We start from the raw sequence: 18,958 nt of genomic DNA on the forward strand, positions 1-18,958 counted from the left end.
GTCGATATGACGGGACTGAAGGACAAGGTGGTGGCGATCACCGGGGCGAGCAGCGGCATCGGCGAGGCGACGGCCCTGCTGCTGGCGGAGCGCGGCGCGAGCGTCATGCTGGGCGCGCGCAGGGCGGACCGGCTCGAGGCGCTCGTCAGGCGCATCGCCGAAGGAGGCGGCGCCGCTGCCTCACGGGTCATGGACGTCACGGTCAAGGCTGACGTTCAGGGCCTCGTCGACGACGCTCTCGACCGGTTCGGGCGCCTCGACGTGCTGGTGAGCTGCGCCGGCGTGGGGCTGATCTCGCGCATGGACGAACGCCGGGTGGACGACTGGGACAGGATGATCGACATCAACGTGAAGGGCCCGCTCTATGGCATGGCGGCGGCCCTGCCCGTCTTCCAGGCCCAGGGCAGCGGCCAGTTCGTCAACGTCCTGTCGACGGCAGGCATCAAGATCGTGCCGACCATGGGTGTCTACGCGGGGTCGAAGAATGCGATACGGGCGGTTTCGGAAGCCCTTCGCCAGGAGGCCGGCCCCAACCTGCGGGTGACCGTGATCTCGCCGGGAGCCGTCGCGACGGACTTCGGTGCCGCCATCACCAACGACGGTCTGAGGGCCGAGATCGTGGCGATGCAGGAGAAGATCGGCATTGCGCCCGCGGCGATCGCGCGCGCGATCGCGTTCGCCATCGAACAGCCGGCGGACGTGGAGATCGGCGAGATCGTCGTCCGGCCGACGGCCCAGGGCTGAGGCCCGATGAGACTTCAACAAAAAAGCCTGCCGCGGCAACCGCGGCAGGCTTTGTCGTGCAAGGCGCTGCGTTCGGAGCGGCGCGATCTGACCCGCGAGAGCCCGGTCGCTGCGCTCCGAACGGTCACACGCCGTGTCAGCCGGTGATTTCGGAACCGGAGAAGAAGAAGGCCATCTCTTCCTTGGCGGTCTCGACCGCGTCGGAACCATGGACCGAGTTCTCGCCGATGGATTCCGCGAAATCGGCGCGGATGGTGCCGGGATCGGCCTTGGCCGGGTCGGTGGCGCCCATCACTTCGCGGTTCTTCAGGACGGCGTTCTCGCCTTCCAGGATCTGCACGACGACCGGACCGGACGACATGAATTCGGTCAATTCCTGGAAGAACGGACGCTCGCTGTGGACGGCGTAGAAGGCCTCGGCGGTCGCCTTGGACATCAGGATGCGCTTCTGGGCGACGACGCGAAGGCCGGCGGACTCCAGGCGGTCGACGATCTTGCCGGTGATGTTGCGCCGCGTGGCGTCCGGCTTGATCATGGAAAACGTGCGTTCGATCGCCATTGTGGTCAGTTCCTTCCGGAATGTCTGTCGGTGGTGAATGCGTGGCAGCCGGCGGAAGCCGGCGGCGTCGCGCTGCTATAGCTTTAGGCACGAATTGCCCGCAAGGGCCTCACCCACGATCAAGGCCGAATTTGGCCCGAAAACGCCCCGGATCGCGCGATTTTCCGAGAGTCAGGCCGCGCGTGCCGGTTGTGCGCGTCCCAGGCCGTCGTGGAGGTCGAGGCAGCGCTCGAACCACGCGTGGAGCGGATCGTCGTCCGCGAGCATCGGGAGCGGGCTGGTGGCGCGCGCCCACTGGAGGGCACCAAACAGAATGTAGTCGGTGAACAGCGGAGCGCTGCCGCCCAGGAAAGGCTGTGAGTCGAGGGTCATGCGCGCCGGCGCGAGGCTTGCGCGGAACGCCTCCAGTCGATCCTCCCGCCCGGCCTGCACCTCCTCGAGCTTGCGACCGAGCCGCTTCTCGCGGCTTTCGCGGAAATAGCGGTCGTCGACGTCCTGCAGCGCGGAGTGGACATCGGCAACGATCAGCCCCGTCAGCCCCATGTGCACGACGACGCGGGACCATGCCTCGATGAAGCGCGCGGCGCTCATCCCGCCCGGTCCGCCGAACAGGCTCGGACGGTCCGGATAGGCTTGTTCCAGATAGACAGCGATGTCGAAGGAATCGCGTACGATACGGCCTTCATCGTCGATCACCGGCACCGTCTTCTGAGTGCCGTCCGCGATCGACGGAATCTCCGTGAACGGGACCGGGCGCGTCTCGAACGCCAAGCCCTTGTGGGCGAGCGCCAGCTTGACGCGCCAGCAATAGGGCGAGAAGCGGACGTCGTTGGCGCCGCACAGATCGTAGAGGATGATCGACATTCAGATGTGTCCCGTTCCCGTTGGCGCCCGGCCTGCCATTCGCCTGCGCGCGAGGTCGAGCTCATGCTATGGCTGCGGCACGTGACCGGAGCCGAGACCATGCGCGACCACTTCAAGATGATGGCAAGCTACAATGCCTGGTGCAACGAGCGCCTCTACGACGCCGCTGCCCGTCTCTCCGATGCCGACTACCGTGCCGATCTCGGCGCGTTCTTCAAGTCGGTCCACGGAACCTTCAATCACATACTCGTGGGCGACCGGGTCTGGCTGTCCCGATTCACCGGAACCGGCCCTGTCCCCCGCGCCCTCGACGAGATCCTCTACGATGACTTCGCCGCGCTGCGTGCCGCACGGCTCGCCGAGGACGAGCGGATCATCGCCTACGTCGACGGACTGGACGCCGATGCGCTCGCGTCGGTCCTGCATTACCGGGCCCTTTCCCAGCCGAGGGACGTCGCCTACCCGCTCCTGCCGGCGCTCCATCATCTCTTCAATCATCAGACCCATCACCGCGGCCAGGCAACCGCGCTGCTGACGCGGCTCGGGGTCGATACACCGTCGCTCGACCTGGTTTACTTCAACCTCGAGACCGGGATCGGCCTGCACTGACGCATTCCATGCTGCATTGCCACCAAGCCCGCTTGCCGCGCGCCCGTTTTGCCGTCACAACGCGCCCATGCTCACGATTTCAGACCTCACCTTTCGCATTGCGGGCCGCACCCTGTTCGACGGCGCCAGCGCCACCGTGCAGGCGCGCTCGAAGGTTGGCTTCGTCGGTCGAAACGGCACCGGCAAGACGACGCTGTTCAAGCTGATCCAGGGAGAGCTCTCGCCCGAGAGCGGCAGCATCCGGCTGCCCAATGCGACGCGCATCGGTGCGGTCGCCCAGGAAGCGCCGGCGTCGGACGACAGCCTCATAGAATGGGTGCTGGCCGCCGATACCGAACGCGCCCGGCTGCTGGTCGAGGCCGAAACGGCCACCGACCCGAACCGGATCGCCGAAATCCATCTGCGGCTGTCGGACATCGACGCCCATTCGGCGGAATCCCGCGGCGCGCGGATCCTGTCGGGCCTCGGGTTCTCCACCGCTGCGCAGGCGCGCCCCTGCCACGAGTTCTCGGGCGGCTGGCGGATGCGCGTGGCGCTGGCCGGCATCCTGTTCTCCGCCCCCGACCTGCTGCTGCTCGACGAGCCGACCAACTATCTCGACCTGGAAGGCACGCTGTGGCTGGAGACCTACCTCGCCCGCTATCCGAACACCGTCATCCTGATCTCCCATGACCGCGACCTCCTGAACGGCGCCGTCACGCAGATCATGCATCTCGACCAGGCCAAGCTCACCACCTACACGGGCGGCTACGACTCCTTTGCCCGCCAGCGCGCCGAGCAGGCCGTGCTGCAGGGCAAGCGGATCGCCAAGCAGGAGGCTGAGCGAAAGGACCTGCAGGCCTTCGTCGATCGCTTCCGGGCCAAGGCCTCCAAGGCCCGCCAGGCCCAGTCGCGCATGAAGCGGCTGGAGAAGATGGAGCAGATCGCCCCGGTGGTGGACGAAACCGTCCTGCCGATCCGGCTGCAGGAACCGCCGGGCAAGCTGTCGCCGCCCATCGTGGCCATGGAGCACGTCTCCGTCGGCTACGAGCCCGGCAAACCGATCCTCTCCCGCCTCGACCTCCGGATCGACGACGACGACCGCATCGCGCTGCTGGGCTCGAACGGCAATGGCAAGTCGACCTTCGCCAAGCTGCTCGCCGGCCGGCTTGCGGCCCAGGGCGGCAGCATCGTCAAGGCCGACAAGCTGAAGGTCGCCTACTTCGCCCAGCACCAGCTCGACGAACTCGTCGGCGGTGAAACGCCGGTCGAGCATGTCCGCCGGCGCCTGCCGGGCGTGGCGGAATCCAAGGTGCGTGCGCGCGTGGCCCAGTTCGGACTGGCCGGCGCCCGCATGGACACCAAGGCGGCGGACCTGTCCGGTGGCGAGCGCGCCCGGCTGCTGCTGGGGCTCGCCACCTTCGACGGACCGCACATGGTCATCCTGGACGAGCCGACGAACCATCTCGACATCGACAGCCGACAGGCGCTGATGCAGGCGATCAACGCCTATTCAGGCGCCGTCATCCTGATCTCGCACGATCCCTACCTGGTCGAGGCGTGCGCCGACCGGCTCTGGCTGGTGGGCAACGGGACCGTGTCGGACTTCGACGGCGATCTCGCCGAGTACCGCGACATGGTGCTGAAGCGGGATACGACATCAAAGGGTGGCAGCGAGGACCGCGCCCGCGGCAAGGCACAGGATCGCCGCAAGGCGGCCGCCCAGGCCCGCGCCGAGCTGGCGCCGCTGAAGAAGAAGATCTCCGCCGCCGAACGGCAGATCGAGGCCGCCCGGATGCGCCTGTCGACGCTGGATGCTGCGCTCGCCAACCCGAAGCTGTTTTCGGGCAATCCCGAAAAGGGCGCCCGCTTCGCCAAGGATCGTGCCCGCACGGTGGAAGAAATCCAGGAGCTGGAGGAAAACTGGCTGGCGCTCTCGACCGAATACGAGGAAGCACTCGCAACCGGTTGATCCGGAACGGCTTCAGGCCATCTTGGTCCAGCCGCCTTCTTCGCCCTGGCGCCAGTAGGTAACGCCATGGCCGGCGGCCTTGGCCTCCTTCCAGCGCAGCCGCGCGTCGGCGAGCGCGGTCTGGTCGAAGCCGTCGAACATGTAGACGACCCGCTCGTAAGGGGCGAGATCCGCGCAGGTGGCCCGGTCCACCAGGAACCGGACCGTCGCGCCGTTTGGGTTCTCGTCGAGACAGGTCAGCCAGACCGGCTGCAGATCGGGGTACCCGTCACGGGCTGTGCCGTGCGGCAGGAACGAATCGTCCCGGTACGCCCACAGATGCCCGTCGAGGGCGTCGCGCCGTTCCTCGTCGCCGGTCTGCACCACGACGCGCCAGCCGCGCTGCAGCGACCGCTCCAGGAGCGTCGGCAGAACCTGCTCGAGCGGCTGGCGCTCGAGATGGTAGAACAGCACCTCCGCCATCACCCGCCCTTCCCGTCTCATCCCGGACCGGATCCAGCCCGCTTCGGTTTCTCAGCGACATGTGGCCTCCGTCCGATCCGGAGAATTCCGGACCGGACCAAGGCCGAGCTTTGCTGAGTAACGCTAGCCCTCGTAGTGGTCGGCGATCACCCGGTCGATCAGGCGCACACCGAAGCCGGAGCCGAAGGTGCGGCTGATCTCGTTGGACGGCGCGCCCATGCCGGTGCCTGCAATGTCGAGGTGCACCCAAGGGGTTTCGCCGACGAACCGCTTAAGGAACTGCGCGGCGGTGATCGAGCCGGCGGTGCGTCCGCCGGTGTTCTTCATGTCGGCCACCTTCGAATCGATCAGCTTGTCGTAGTCGGCGCTGACCGGCAGGCGCCAGACGGCGTCGCCCGTGGCGATGCCCGCGGCGGTGAACTCGTCCGCCAGCCCGTCGTCGTTGGTGAAGAGCCCGGCGTTGAGGTGACCGAGCGCGACGATGACCGCGCCCGTCAGGGTCGCCAGGTCCACCACGAAGCGCGGCTTGAACCGGTCGATGGTGTAATGGAGCGCGTCGGCGAGAACGAGGCGGCCCTCCGCGTCGGTGTTGATGATTTCGATCGTTTGGCCCTGCATGGACTTCACGATGTCTCCCGGCCGCTGGGCCTTGCCGTCCGGCATGTTCTCGACCAGGCCGATCACTCCGATCACGTTGGCCTTGGCCTTGCGAGAGGCAAGCGCATGCATCAGCCCGACCACGCACGCCGCGCCGCCCATGTCGCCCTTCATGTCCTCCATGCCGGCCGCCGGCTTGATGGAGATGCCGCCGGTATCGAAGACGACGCCCTTGCCGACGATGGCCAGCGGCTGGGCGTCGGCGGCCCCGCCCTGCCAGCGCATGATCACCAGGCGCGGAGGCCGCTCGGAGCCCTGCGACACGCCGAGGAGCGCGTTCATGCCGAGCTCCCGCATGGCGGGTTCCTCGAGGATCTCGACCTCGACGCCCAGCTCGGAAAGCGCGGCGGCCTTTTCGGCGAACTCGACGGGGCCCAGCACGTTGGCGGGCTCGTTGACCAGGTCGCGGGCGAGGATGACGCCTTCGCCGATCCCCTTCACCGCCTGCCAGGCCTCCTCGGCCTCGGCCGTGTTGGCCACGGCGATGGCGATATCGGCGCCGGGCGCGTCCTTGTCGCCGTTGTCGGACTTCGTCTTGTAGCGGTCGAAACCGTAGGCGCGGAGCATCATGCCAAGCGCCAGGCGCGCCGAATCGGCCGCCGGGATGGCGGTGTGCGACGGGCGTTCGGCGACCACGGTGACGGCGCCGCCGCCGGAGAGCGCGCCGAACACGGCGCCGCCCAGCGACGTCCATTCGGCTTCGGCTGGCGTATCGGACCCGAGGCCGGCGATCACGATCCGGTCATAGGGAAGATGGGCGGGAGCGAGCAGCTCCATCGTCTTCAGCCGCTTGCCCTTGAACTTGGCGAGCTCCATGGCCCGTGTCAGAAGGCCGCCAGCTTCGTCATCGAGAGCGCGTCCAATCGATCCGAACGCACGCTGCTCGTCGACGAACAGCACCACGGAGCCTTTCGTGGGACGGGCGGTATCGACGAAACGGATGGTGGGAGATGCAGTCATGACAACGCAAACCTCGCTGGCGGAGTGACGGCGGAAGGGAGGACTTGTGACGGTGGGCACAGACCGGGAAAATGGACCCCTAGGCAGCCGCCCGCAAGGCGGTCGTCTCGTGGAGGCCGCAAATGCAGACTATCGGCGACGCGACGAGTGGCCCTTGCCGGACCGGCAGGAGCGGCAAGTCTGGATGTGCTCAAATGCACGGGTGCACGGACGGCCAAGGCACGGTAACAAGAGCGCGGCGGCAAGCGACGATCCTGGTTCCGAGTAGATGCGTCTGATCCAACTCTACATTTTCCGGCGGGTGACGACAGGCTTCCTGGCCGTCATGCTGGTGCTGACCGCCGTGGTGTGGACGACCCAGGCGCTGCGCCAGCTCGACGTCGTGACGTCGAAGGGGCAGACGATCGGGCTGTTTCTCGAGCTCACCCTGCTGGCGATCCCGTTCCTGATGCTGATCACCGCGCCGATCGCGCTCGTGATGGCGATGGTCACCGTCTACAACAGCTTCAACGGCGACAGCGAACTGGTGGTCATGAGCGCCGCCGGAAACTCGCGCTGGCAGCTCCTGAAGCCCAGCATGATTCTCGGCGTCCTCGTCACCATCGCCATGCTCGGGGTCTCGACCTACGTCGCGCCGATGGGACTGAAGAGCGTGCGCGTGCTGATCACCAAAGTGCGCGCCGACGTGATCGCCACGGTGCTGCAGCCGGGCCGTTTCATGTCCATGGAACAGGGGCTGACCGTTCACATCCGCGACCGGCTGCGCGACGGGTCCCTGCAGGGCCTGGTGCTCTCCGACGAGCGCGATCCGCAGCGCAGCCAGACCTATCTCGCTGCCTCCGGCCGCATCGTGGAGACACCCGACACCACCCTGCTCGTCATGCGCGACGGCTCGATGCAGCGGTTCGACCGGCGCAACGACGAGATGTCGATCGTCCAGTTCGACGCCTACGCGTTCGACCTGACGAGCATGCTTCCCAACAACGTGTCGACGACGTTCCGGCCGAGCGAGCGGACGGTGTTCGAGCTCATGAACCCGCCGCCGGACGACGAATATGCCAAGAACAATGCCGACCGCTTCCGGGTGGAATTCCACGACCGGCTGTCGCAGCCGCTGTATCCGATCACGCTGGTTCTGCTGGGCTTCCTGTTCGTCGGCGATCCGCAGACCCTGCGCCAGGGGCGCCTCTCGGCGGTGATGGGCGCCATCGTGGCAATCGGGAGCGTGCGCTTCCTGGGGTTCGTGGCGACGACGCTGGCGGTTCGCTTTCCCATCGCGACCGTCGCCATGTACGGCATCCCGATCGGGTTCAGCATCCTGTCGCTCTGGATCATCCTGACCGACCGCACCATCACCGTCCACGACCGCGCGACGGCGGCCATTTCCGACTGGATCAAGCGGCTCACCGAATCGCGGGGCGGCAAGCCGCTGGCGGGTCGCCGCAAGAGGGCGGCATCATGAGCGGCACGATCCTTCCCCGCTATCTGGCCATGCGATTCGTCAGCTGGATTGCCGCGGTTTTCCTGTTGGGAAGCGCGATCATCCTGCTCGCCGACTTTCTGGAACTGTTGCGCCGCACAAGTGACTCAGACAGTGTCACCGTGCTTCGCGCGCTGCTGATCTCCAGCCTTCGCACCCCCTCCCTCACCGAGGAATTCCTGCCTTTTGCGGTCCTTTTTGGCTCGATCGCGGCCTTCATCGGCCTCTCCCGTCGGCTGGAGCTTGTCGTCGTGCGCGCGTCGGGGGTTTCGGTCTGGCAGTTCATCCTGCCGCCCCTGGTCGTCGCCGTGGTGATCGGCATCGCCGCCACCACAATCTACAATCCCGTTTCCGCCGTGCTGAAGGAGCGCGCCAACCTGCTCGGCGCGACGCTTTTCGACGGCGAGGAGAAGGCGCTGATCCAGACCAGCGGGTCCGTCTGGTTCCGCCAGGACGGCGGAGACGGTGAATCCATCGTCCATGCCGGACAGGTCGTGGAGAATGGCAAGCATTTGTTCGCAGTTGTGGTCTACCAGTTCGGCGACAACAACGCGTTCCGGCAACGGATCAACGCAAAGGAGGCGGTGCTCAGTGACGGGGAATGGCTTCTGCGCGATGCGACTACCTACTCCACCGATGGAGAGGAAACGCATCACGACACCTATTCGGTCTCGACCTTTCTCACGCCGACCGAGGTGCGGGAAACGATTGGTCAGCCCGATGCCGTTCCGTTCTGGCGCTTGCCGTCCGTGATTACGCTCACCAAGCGCGCCGGCCTTCCGGCCTACCGGTATCGGCTGCGCTATCAGTCCCTTCTCGCCCGCCCGGTGCTGCTTGCCGCCATGGTTCTGATCGCCGCTACGGTTTCGTTAAGGCTCGCTCGACTGGGCGGGATCGCGCGCGCCATTGCCAGTGGCATCGCTGCCGGGTTCGTGCTTTATGTTACGGCAGAGATCACGAGTGACCTAGGGGGCGCCGGGGTGATCGCGCCGGCCGCTGCCGCGTGGGCTCCCGGTCTGGCTGCGATTTTGTTGGGCGTTTCTATCCTGCTGCACCAGGAGGACGGATGAGGCTGGGCACCCGTTGCATGTTGCAGACGGGCACAAAGCGCTCGCACCCTCGTCGTCGTTCCAGGCGACGGAATGCGCGTGCGCTGACGTGCGTGATGGTCAGCGTGCTTTTCCTCTTTGCACCGTCTGCCGGCTTCGCCCAGGTCACCACCGGCGATGACATGTTCGGCGTGAGCGCTCCCGCCGATGCGCAACTGGTGCTGCAGGCCGACGAGCTCATCTACGACAAGGACAACGACGTCATCTCGGCCGTCGGCAACGTCGAGATGTACTACAACGGCTACACCCTTTTCGCGAACGCCGTGCGCCTCGAGCGCAAGACCGGGCGATTCATCGCCGAGGGCGGCGCCAAGCTCACCGAACCCGACGAGAACATCATCGTCGCCGAGACCATCTCGCTGACCGACGATTTCCGCGACGGCTTCGTGAAGGCGCTGCGCATCGACGCGGTGAACCGGACACGCATCGCCGCTGAAAGCGCCGAGCGCGAGAACGGCGACATCACGACGATGCACAAGGGCGTCTACACCGCCTGCTATTCCTGCCTCGCCCATCCCGATCGGCCGCCGACCTGGCAGATCAAGGCGACCAAGATCGTCCACAACAAGACCGAGCAGAAGATCAGCTACACCTCGCCGCGCCTGGAATTCTGGGGCGTGCCGGTGGCGTACTTCCCCTATTTCAGCCACCCGGATCCGACCGTGAAGCGCAAGTCGGGCTTCCTGCGCCCGAGCGCCTTCTATTCGGAGGATCTCGGCTTCGGCGCGTCGATCCCGTATTTCTGGGCTCCGGCCGAGAGCTACGACGTCACCTTCATCGCCACCCCGCTGTCGCGGCAGGGCCTGCTGATGGACGTGGAATTACGCAAGACGTTCCGGTCGGGTGAAATGACGGTTCGCGGCGCCGGCATCTACCAGCTCGATCCCGGCGCGTTCGCGGGCCATGCCGGCGATACCGACTGGCGCGGCGTGGTCACCACGCACGGCGCCTTCCGCATCAATCCGCGCTGGACCTGGGGCTGGGACGCGGCGCTGTTCAGCGACGTCACCTTCGCCGACAACTACGCGCAGCTCTGGCAGTCGACGAGCACCTCGTCGATCTTCCTGACCGGCCTCGGCCGGAACAACTTCTTCGACATGCGGGCCTATGCCTACCAGATCCTGCGCGAGGACTATGTCTACAGCGGCACCACCCAGCCGCCGGCCGGCTCGCCGTTCACCGGATCCGGCATCGACCAGCAGGAGAAGCAGCCCTACGTCCACCCGGTCATCGACTACAATGGCCTGATCGGCCATTCGGTGCTGGGCGGCGAGCTGTCGTTCGACACCAACTTCACCTCGCTGACGCGCCAGGAGACCGACGCGATCTTCACCCCATCGGGTCAGGCGCGGTTCCGCGGCGTCGCGGGTACGTTCACGCGCACCTCCGCGAAGTCGGAATGGCGTCGGCAGCTGATCGATCCGATCGGACAGGTGTTCACGCCGTTCCTGTCGGCGCAGGCCGACGTGTTCTTCCTGAACTCCACCGATAACAACGTCACCGCCCTGCAGGGTGAGACGGTGGTCGGCCGCGCCATGCCGGCGGCGGGCATCACCTATCGCTACCCGTGGCTCAGCGCGCATTCCTGGGGCACCCAGCTGTTCGAGCCGATCGGACAGGTCGTGGTGCGCCCCAACGAGACGAGCATCGGCAAGCTGCCCAACGAAGACGCGCAGAGCATCGTCTTCGACGACACCACCCTGTTCGACGCCGACAAGTTCTCCGGCTTCGACCGCGTGGAAGGCGGCACCCGCGCCAACATCGGCATGAAGTACACGGTCGCCACCTATTCGGGCGGCTTCATCTCCGGCCTCGTCGGCCAGTCGTTCCAGCTCGCCGGGGCGAACTCCTACGAGGTTCCGGGCATCCTCGACGCCACCCAGTATTCCGGTCTCGAGACCGATCAGTCCGACTACATCGCGAGCCTCTACCTCGACACCAACATGGGCGTCCGGATGAGCGCCCAGGGACGGTTCGACAACGAGGACCTGCAGACGAACCGCTTCGAGGCCCAGGCCACCGGCGTGAGCGGACCTCTCACCTCCCAGGCCATCTACGCCTATCTGCGGGCGCAGCCGGACCTGGGGATCAACGACGACCGCAGCGAAGTGCAGGGAGCTGCCAGCCTGCAGCTGATGCGCAAGTGGCGGCTGTTCGGCCGGGTGCGCTACGATCTGGAGGATTCCGGCATCGTGCGCGACGGCTTCGGCGTCGGCTACGACGACGACTCGCTGTCCGTCTCCGTCACCTTCGCCGAGGACCGGAGCAATACCGCCGAGATCGACCGCACCGTGTACCTCCGCTTCGGGCTGCGCACCCTTGGCGACAGCGACCTGTCGACGGGGCTCAGCGATTATCTGAGCAACTAACGCCCGCCAGGGCCCGCGCGACGCCGCTTTGCCACGCTTTCGCCCTACGAAGTAGGCAATCGATCCGGTAGAATGACTTTGGACCGTTGGACCGTTTCCGACTTGATGCGGGTGCGGCATCGATAAGATCGCACCCAGCAGGAGGATATTCGTGGCGACAGCGACTGGACCCGTTCGGAATGTCTTGGCGAGTGTCGGAGCACTGCTCGGGATCTGCGTCATGCTTGCCGGGCCGAGCGCGGCATCAACGCGCATCGAGGTGGTCGTCAACGACCAGGCGATCACCAACTACGCGATCGATCAGCGCGCGCGGCTTTTGAAGCTCACCGGCGCGAAGGGCAACGTGCGTGACGAGGCCACCGAGCAGCTCATCGACGAGGTGCTGCAGCGCCAGGAAGCGAAGCGCGCCAACGTCGAGATCTCCGATGCGCAGGTCAACGCCGCCTTCGCCGAGATCGCCACGCGCGTGAAGCTGTCGCCGGCCAACTTCGCTACGGCGCTCAGCCAGAACGGCGTCAACCCGGAAACGCTGAAGGACCGCCTCCGCGTCCAGCTCGCATGGAGCCGGGTGGTCGGCACGCGCTTCCGCTCTTCCAAGAAGGTCACCGAGCAGGACCTGATCGCCACCCTGCGCGGCAAGGGCACCGAGACCAGCAAGGAAACGTCCCAGTATCTGCTGGAGCGGGTCATCGTGGTCATTCCGAAGTCGGCGTCGCGCGGCGAGATTTCGTCCGCGGAGACGACGGCTCGCCAGCTCCGGTCCCGCTTCACCTCCTGCGACAGCGGTCTGGACCTCGCCAGGCAGGCGAAGGGGGTGGTGGTGAAGCAGGCCGGCCGGCGCACGTCGAACGAGATCCCCGAGAACGTCCTCAAGCTCGTCGAGGCGACGGAAGTCGGACATCTGTCCGCCCCCGACAAGACCAGCGAAGGTCTGGAGATGTACGCGGTCTGTGCCAAGGACACCGTCCGGAGCACCGAGGCGGCCATCCAGGAGGTTCAGTCGGAGATCGTCGGCGAGGAAGGGGCGCTTTTCTCGCGCCAGTATCTCCGCAATCTCAGAAAGGACGCCGTGATCGAACGGCGCTGAGGGATGGTGGATCGTTCGCCTCCCTCTCCCGCCCTGCCGCTGGCCATCACCCTTGGTGAGCCGGCCGGCATCGGGCTCGACCTGATCCTCCAATCCTGGCTGCAGCGCCGGGCCCGCGGTCTGCCGCCGTTCTTCGTTGCTGGCGACCCCGACTGCCTCGCCCGTCGCGCCGATCTGCTCGGCCTCGACGTGGCGATCAAGACCTGCGCCGAGACCGACACGGCAGCCGTCTTCCCCGACGCCCTTCCCGTGGTGCCCACGGGCCACACCGCGCGCGGAATACCCGCGGAGCCGAGCAGCGCCGATGCCGACGGGGTGATCGCCTCCATCGACGCCTGCGTCATGGCCGTTCGCTCCGGATCGGCCCGGGCCATCGTCACCGCCCCCATCCACAAGCGCACGCTCTACGCGGCGGGCTTCTCCCACCCGGGCCACACCGAGTATCTCGGCACGCTGGCGGAGCGGTTGTTCGGCGTCACCGCGACGCCGATCATGATGCTGGCCGGACCCGAACTCCGCACGGTCCCCGTCACCGTCCACATTCCGCTGCGCGATGTCCCGACGATGCTCACGCCGACGATGATCGTGACGGCCGGCCAGATCGTCGCCCGCGACCTCGTCGACCGCTTCGGCATCGAGAATCCCCGGATCGCGGTGACCGGCCTCAATCCCCACGCCGGCGAGGGAGGCGCCCTTGGGCATGAGGACGAACTGATCGTGGCGCCGGCCGTCGGGGAGCTGCAGCTCCGCAAGATCGATGCGCGCGGGCCCTTCCCCGCCGACGCGATCTTCTCCGCCGCCGCCCGCAAGACCTATGACGTGGTCCTGGCGATGTATCACGACCAGGCGCTGATCCCGGTGAAGACGCTGGCCTTCGACGAAACCGTCAACGTGACGCTCGGCCTGCCCTTCGTGCGCACCTCGCCCGACCACGGAACCGCGTTCGACCTTGCCGGAACCGGACGGGCGCGCCCGGAAAGCTTCCTGGCGTCGATCGCCATGGCCGACCGCATGACCGCCGGCCGCCGCGCGAAAACCGCCGATGTCTGACGATCCGCTGCCGCCGCTGCGCGAGGTCATCCGCACGCACGAGCTGTCCGCGCGCAAGTCGCTCGGACAGAACTTCCTGCTCGACCTGAACCTCACCCGGCGCATCGCGCGCACCGCCGGCGACCTGTCGCAAATGACCATCATCGAGGTCGGTCCCGGTCCGGGCGGCCTCACCCGCGCCCTCCTGATGGAAGGGGCGGCAAAGGTGGTGGCGATCGAGCGGGACCGCCGCTGCATCGCCGCGCTGGAGGAGATCGCCGCGCACTATCCGGACCGGCTGGAGATCGTCGAGGGCGACGCGTTGCAGGTCGACATGGCAGCGCGTCTCGACGGACGTCCCGGCGCCGTCGTGGCGAACCTCCCCTACAATGTGGGCACGGCGCTGCTGGTCGGCTGGCTGGAGACGGATCCGTGGCCGCCCTGGTGGCAGTCGCTGACGCTGATGTTCCAGCGCGAGGTCGCCGAACGCCTCGTCGCCGAGGCCGGAAGCGACAGCTACGGCCGCCTGAGCGTGCTCACCGGGTGGCGGGCCGAGGCGCGCATCATGTTCGACGTGACGCCGAAGGCCTTCACGCCGCCGCCCAAGGTGTGGTCGTCGGTGGTCCACATCCGGCCGCGCGCCGAGCCGCTCGCCTGCGAAGGCCGGATCCTCAGCCGGGTGACCGCGGCCGCCTTCGGCCAGAGGCGGAAGATGCTGCGCCAGAGCCTGAAGACGCTCGACCTGGACACCATGGCGCTGATCGAGGCCGCCGGGCTTGAGCCGACCGAGCGGGCCGAGAACGTCTCCGTGGAAGGGTTCGTCGCACTTGCCCGTGCCGTCGAAGCGGCCCGCAAGACGAGCGGCTCGAACCCAGACTGAGCCTGAAAATCATTTCTGCTCAGGGGCTTGAGCTCGGCTTTTGAAGCCGCAGGCCTTCAGAGATCGCCGATGAGGCGCTTCACGAAGCCATCCAGATCGGCGGCGCGCGTGCGCTTCAGCCGCTCGGCGGACAGGATCGCCCGGACACCGGCCAGCGCACGCTCGAGATCGTCGTTGACGATGACGTAGTCGTACTCGTTCCAGTGGGCGAGCTCGGTCTTGGCGTTCACCAGCCGCTTGGCGATGGTGTCCGGATCGTCCTCGGCCCGGCGTTCCAGCCGCGCCTTCAGCTCCTTGCCCGAGGGCGGAAGGATGAAGATCGAGACCACGTCGTCGCGACAGGTCTGGTAGAGCTGCAGGGTGCCCTGCCAGTCGATATCGAAGAGGATGTCCTCGCCGTTGCCGAGCGCCTTCTCCACGGGCTCGCGCGGCGTGCCGTAGTAGTTGCCGTGAACCTCGGCCCACTCCAGCAGCTCGTCCTGGTCGCGCATCGCTTCGAAGGCGCGCTGGGTGACGAAGTGGTAGTGCACGCCGTCGGCCTCGCTCGACCGCTTGGCGCGGGTGGTCGCCGAGATGGACAGCTCAATGTTGTCGTCGGTATCGAGCACGGCGCGCGACAGCGTCGTCTTTCCCGCCCCGGACGGCGACGAAAGGACCAGCATGACGCCGCGGCGGCGCGAGGCGGTTCCGGTATCTGGCACGGGCGCGCTACTCAATGTTCTGGACCTGCTCGCGGAGCTGGTCGACCACCACCTTGAGGTCGAGGCCGATCGCCGTCACGTCCCGATGCACCGACTTGGCCGTCAGGGTGTTGGCCTCCCGGTGGCACTCCTGGGCCAGGAAATCGAGCCGACGCCCGACCGCCCCGCCCTCGCGGAGCAGCTTGGTCGCCGCGTCGACGTGTCCGTCGAGGCGGTCGATCTCTTCGGCGATGTCGGCCTTGGCGGCAAGCAGCGCCGCTTCCTGGTGGAGGCGGACGCTGTCGAAGGAGGCGGAGGCATCGAGAAGCGCCGTCACCTGGGCGGCGAGGCGCTCGCGGATCGCTTCGGAGGAGCGCGAGGGATGCGCCCGGGCGGACCGGGACAATCCGGAAATCGTCGCGACCTGTTGACCGACGACTTCGCCGAGACGCGCGCCTTCCGACAGCCGATTGTCGTGCAGCGCGTCGAGCGTCTGTTCGATGCCGGTCCGCACGGCGGCTTCGAGTTCCTTGTCACCGTTTCCGTTGGCGCCGTCGTCGATCGGCTCCAGCACGCCCTTGATCGCCAGAAGGCCATCGGCGGTCGGCGGCGCGACATCGCCACGCTCCTGCAGCGGGCGCACCAGCTCCAGCAGCGCGTTGAGATGCGGTTCGTTGATGGCGTAGCGGGTGACGGTGTCGACCTGCGACAGGCTGAGCGAAATGGAGACCGAACCGCGCTTGAAGCGCTTGGTGGCGTGCTCGCGCACGATCGGGTCGAAGCGTTCCCAGCCCTGGGGCAGGCGCACCCGGAGGTCCAGCCCGCGGCCGTTCACCGAGCGGGCCTCCCACAGCCAGTTGATGCTGCCGCTGGTCCCGCGGGTGGCGGCGAAGCCGGTCATCGACGAGAGGCTCACGTTCGGCCCTCCCCGTCGCCGGCCTGCAGGCAAGCGGATGTCGGGACGCCCATCAGTTCGAGGATCCCGAGCTCGGGCGGGCCGCCTCGATGTCGCGCCACTTCTCGACGTTCCGGTTGTGCTCGGCCAGCGTTTCCGAGAACGCGTGCCCGCCGGTGCCGTCCGCGACGAAATAGAGGTCGTCGGTGCGCGACGGATTGGTCACCGCCTCGATGGAGGCCCGGCCGGGGTTGGCGATCGGTCCGGGCGGCAGGCCTTCGATCTGGTAGGTGTTGTAGGCGTTCGGACGCTGCATGTCCGACCGGTAGATCGTGCGCGGCTTCTCCCACGCCTCCCCGCCGTACAGGCCGTAGAGGATCGTCGGATCGGACTGCAGCTTCATGCCCTTCTTCAGACGGTTGAGGAAGACGGCGGCGACGCGGTTCCGCTCGTCGGCGCGGCCGGTTTCCTTCTCGACGATCGAGGCGAGCGTGACGACGTCGGCCTTCGACTTCAGCGGCAGGTCGTCGATGCGGTGCTCCCAGGCGTCGTCGACGACCTTCTGGTGCGCGCGCTGCATCCGTTCCAGCACATCCTGGCGGTTGGCACCGCGCGTGAACTTGTAGGTCTCCGGCAGCAGGCTGCCTTCGGCCGGGATGTAGCCGATGTCGCCGACGAGAATCGGGTTCTCGTTGATGCGGGCGACGATCTGCGCGCTGGTGAGACCCTCGGGAATGGTGATCGCGTGCTGGATCGAGCGGCCCTCGACCAGCTTCTCCATGATGGAGTCCATGCTGGCGTGGGCGGGGATGAGATACTCGCCGGCCTTGATCTTGGTGGCCGTCTTCATCATCTGCGCCGCGCCGACGAAGATCCAGCGGTTGGAGATCAGGCCGCGATCCTCAAGCTGTGCCGCGATCCCTTCGACGGTCGAGCCCTGGTCGACGACGAAGTTCGCGTCGGAGCCGTTCGGGCCCGCCGACAGATATTCCTGGCGGCTCCAGTAGAGACCGACGCCCGCGGCGAAGGCCGCGATCAGGCCGAGCGTGAGGAAGAAATTGAGGACGATGACGACAGGGTGCCGGGCCTGGCGCGACCGCACCTTCGGCGGCGGCGGCGGAGCGATCTCCGGCTGCAGCGCCTCGCGCGGGCTGCGGGGGGACGGACGCGCGGCAACGGGCCTCGGCCGGTTTCGATTGCCCGGACCGGGCTTGTCTGACGCGTCGTTGCTCATTCTGATTCCCTGATCCGCGACACACGCAGCCCCTACCGGCGGAAGGAGACGATCTCGCAATCGTTTCCTGACCGCCGATTATGGCCAGATCCCGTCACGTCGGCGCGCGACTACGCGTCGACGCTGCGGAACACCAATGAGGCGTTCGTACCGCCAAAGCCGAACGAATTCGAGAGCGCAATATTCACCTCCCGCTCCCGCATGGCATTCGGCGCGAGATCGATGGTGGTCTCGATCGAAGGGTTGTCGAGATTCATCGTCGGCGGGATCTTGTTGTCGCGAATCGCGAGCAGCGAGAAGATCGCCTCGACGGCGCCGGCGGCACCGAGAAGGTGCCCGGTGACGGACTTGGTCGACGACATGGTGAGATCACCCGCCGAGTTTCCCATCAACCGCTCGACGGCGCCCAGCTCGATCTCGTCGCCCATCGGCGTCGAGGTCCCGTGGGCGTTGATGTAGTCGATATCGGCCGGCGTGATGCCCGCCCGCTTCAGCGCGGCGGTCATGCAGCGAAAGGCTCCGTCGCCATCCTCCGACGGCGCGGTGATGTGATAGGCGTCGCCGGACATGCCGTAGCCGATCACTTCGCCGTAGATGCGGGCACCGCGGGCCTTGGCATGCTCGTATTCCTCGAGCACGACCACGCCGGCGCCTTCGCCCATCACGAAGCCGTCACGGTCGCGATCGTATGGCCGCGAGCCCTTCTCAGGCGTGTCGTTGAAATGTGTGGACAGCGCCCGACAGGCGGCAAAGCCCGCCAGCGACAGGCGTCCGATTGGCGATTCCGAGCCGCCGGCAACCATGACGTCGGCATCCTCGAGCGCGATCAGGCGGGCCGCGTCGCCAATGGCGTGCGCCCCGGTCGAGCACGCGGTCACGACCGCATGGTTGGGTCCCTTGAGACCGTAGCGGATCGAGACATAGCCCGATGCGAGATTGATCAGCCGGCCCGGGATGAAGAAGGGCGACAGACGACGCGGTCCGCGATCGCGGAGCGTCATCGCACCTTCCTCGATGCCCATGAGGCCACCGATTCCCGACCCGATCAGCACACCGGTACGGGTCTGATCCTCGTAGGATTTCGGCTTCCAGTCGGCGTCGGTAAGCGCCTGCTCCGCGGCCGCCATGGCGAAGACGATGAAGTCGTCGACCTTGCGACGCTCCTTCAGCTCCATCCAGTCGTCGGGATTGAACGTACCGTTCGCCCCGTCACCGCGGGGAATCTGGCAGGCGATCTGACATGCGAGGTCGGAAACCTCGAAATGATCGACCTTCGAAGCGCCGCTTTTACCTGCAAGCGCGTTGGCCCAGGCTGTTTCGACCCCGCATCCGAGCGGGTTGACCGTCCCCAGCCCCGTTACGACAACGCGTCTCATCAACTAGCCGCTC

At 66.8% G+C, this 18,958-nt stretch carries 17 protein-coding genes; 9 read left to right on the plus strand and 8 right to left on the minus strand.

Features of this window, described 5'->3' with window-relative positions; translation table 11 throughout:
• The first annotated feature begins 6 nt into the window (after positions 1–6).
• Entirely contained in the window at positions 7–744 is a 738-nt protein-coding gene (locus AB7M35_RS02490) for an SDR family oxidoreductase (protein WP_453956981.1), read from the plus strand.
• Positions 745–880: 136 nt separating this feature from the next.
• Here the strand turns inward: AB7M35_RS02490 and ndk are convergent, their stop codons facing one another.
• Both ndk and AB7M35_RS02500 read right to left on the minus strand, forming a co-directional pair.
• Positions 881–1,303, minus strand: a complete 423-nt coding sequence (gene ndk, locus AB7M35_RS02495) for a nucleoside-diphosphate kinase (RefSeq protein WP_453956982.1) — start codon at positions 1,301–1,303, stop codon at positions 881–883.
• Positions 1,304–1,474: 171 nt separating this feature from the next.
• Positions 1,475–2,167 (minus strand): glutathione S-transferase family protein, encoded by a 693-nt coding sequence (locus AB7M35_RS02500; protein WP_453956984.1) that lies wholly within the window; start codon positions 2,165–2,167, stop codon positions 1,475–1,477.
• Positions 2,168–2,266: 99 nt separating this feature from the next.
• Here AB7M35_RS02500 and AB7M35_RS02505 point away from each other — a divergent pair, with 99 nt between their 5' ends.
• Positions 2,267–2,776 carry a DinB family protein gene (locus AB7M35_RS02505; protein WP_453960572.1) on the plus strand — a complete coding sequence of 170 codons (510 nt, stop codon included), beginning with the start codon at positions 2,267–2,269 and terminating at the stop codon, positions 2,774–2,776.
• A 67-nt stretch (positions 2,777–2,843) separates the two neighbouring features.
• Positions 2,844–4,727 carry an ABC-F family ATP-binding cassette domain-containing protein gene (locus tag AB7M35_RS02510; protein ID WP_453956985.1) on the plus strand — a complete coding sequence of 628 codons (1,884 nt, stop codon included), beginning with the start codon at positions 2,844–2,846 and terminating at the stop codon, positions 4,725–4,727.
• 12 nt (positions 4,728–4,739) lie between these two features.
• Here the strand turns inward: AB7M35_RS02510 and AB7M35_RS02515 are convergent, their stop codons facing one another.
• Positions 4,740–5,189 (minus strand): DNA polymerase III subunit chi, encoded by a 450-nt coding sequence (locus tag AB7M35_RS02515; RefSeq protein ID WP_453960574.1) that lies wholly within the window; start codon positions 5,187–5,189, stop codon positions 4,740–4,742.
• 123 nt (positions 5,190–5,312) lie between these two features.
• Complete coding sequence (locus AB7M35_RS02520; protein WP_453956986.1) at positions 5,313–6,806, minus strand: leucyl aminopeptidase; 1,494 nt, start codon at positions 6,804–6,806, stop codon at positions 5,313–5,315.
• 268 nt (positions 6,807–7,074) lie between these two features.
• Between AB7M35_RS02520 and lptF the strand changes: the two genes are divergently transcribed.
• The 6 genes from lptF (at position 7,075) to rsmA (ending at position 14,760) form a co-directional block, all read left to right on the plus strand.
• The gene (gene lptF / locus AB7M35_RS02525) at positions 7,075–8,268 is read left to right on the plus strand and encodes an LPS export ABC transporter permease LptF (protein ID WP_453956988.1); all 1,194 of its coding nucleotides are present in this window, start codon (positions 7,075–7,077) and stop codon (positions 8,266–8,268) included.
• Positions 8,265–9,356: an LPS export ABC transporter permease LptG gene (gene lptG / locus AB7M35_RS02530; RefSeq protein WP_453956990.1), complete on the plus strand. Its 1,092-nt coding sequence runs from the start codon at positions 8,265–8,267 to the stop codon at positions 9,354–9,356. Before lptF ends, lptG begins: the two co-directional genes overlap by 4 nt.
• Positions 9,357–9,460: 104 nt before the next feature.
• Positions 9,461–11,764 (plus strand): LPS-assembly protein LptD, encoded by a 2,304-nt coding sequence (locus AB7M35_RS02535; RefSeq protein ID WP_453956991.1) that lies wholly within the window; start codon positions 9,461–9,463, stop codon positions 11,762–11,764.
• A gap of 220 nt (positions 11,765–11,984) precedes the next feature.
• Positions 11,985–12,851 carry a SurA N-terminal domain-containing protein gene (locus AB7M35_RS02540; RefSeq protein ID WP_453956992.1) on the plus strand — a complete coding sequence of 289 codons (867 nt, stop codon included), beginning with the start codon at positions 11,985–11,987 and terminating at the stop codon, positions 12,849–12,851.
• Between the two features lie 3 nt (positions 12,852–12,854).
• Positions 12,855–13,901, plus strand: a complete 1,047-nt coding sequence (gene pdxA / locus AB7M35_RS02545; RefSeq protein ID WP_453956994.1) for a 4-hydroxythreonine-4-phosphate dehydrogenase PdxA — start codon at positions 12,855–12,857, stop codon at positions 13,899–13,901.
• On the plus strand, positions 13,894–14,760 hold the full coding sequence (gene rsmA, locus AB7M35_RS02550; protein ID WP_453956996.1) for a 16S rRNA (adenine(1518)-N(6)/adenine(1519)-N(6))-dimethyltransferase RsmA: 867 nt from the start codon (positions 13,894–13,896) through the stop codon (positions 14,758–14,760). The genes pdxA and rsmA overlap by 8 nt, the downstream gene beginning before the upstream one ends.
• A 56-nt stretch (positions 14,761–14,816) precedes the next feature.
• On the opposite strand, the gene gmk is transcribed toward rsmA, so the two are convergent.
• The 4 genes from gmk to fabF all read right to left on the minus strand — a co-directional run bounded on the left by gmk (position 14,817) and on the right by fabF (position 18,945).
• Positions 14,817–15,422, minus strand: a complete 606-nt coding sequence (gene gmk / locus AB7M35_RS02555) for a guanylate kinase (RefSeq protein ID WP_453960577.1) — start codon at positions 15,420–15,422, stop codon at positions 14,817–14,819.
• 46 nt (positions 15,423–15,468) lie between these two features.
• On the minus strand, positions 15,469–16,356 hold the full coding sequence (locus tag AB7M35_RS02560) for a YicC/YloC family endoribonuclease (RefSeq protein WP_453956998.1): 888 nt from the start codon (positions 16,354–16,356) through the stop codon (positions 15,469–15,471).
• Between the two features lie 52 nt (positions 16,357–16,408).
• The gene (gene mltG, locus AB7M35_RS02565; RefSeq protein WP_453956999.1) at positions 16,409–17,569 is read right to left on the minus strand and encodes an endolytic transglycosylase MltG; all 1,161 of its coding nucleotides are present in this window, start codon (positions 17,567–17,569) and stop codon (positions 16,409–16,411) included.
• Positions 17,570–17,679: 110 nt separating this feature from the next.
• Positions 17,680–18,945: a beta-ketoacyl-ACP synthase II gene (gene fabF / locus AB7M35_RS02570; protein ID WP_453957002.1), complete on the minus strand. Its 1,266-nt coding sequence runs from the start codon at positions 18,943–18,945 to the stop codon at positions 17,680–17,682.
• Positions 18,946–18,958 lie beyond the last annotated feature (13 nt).

It is taken from the genome of Amorphus suaedae (assembly GCF_053629675.1).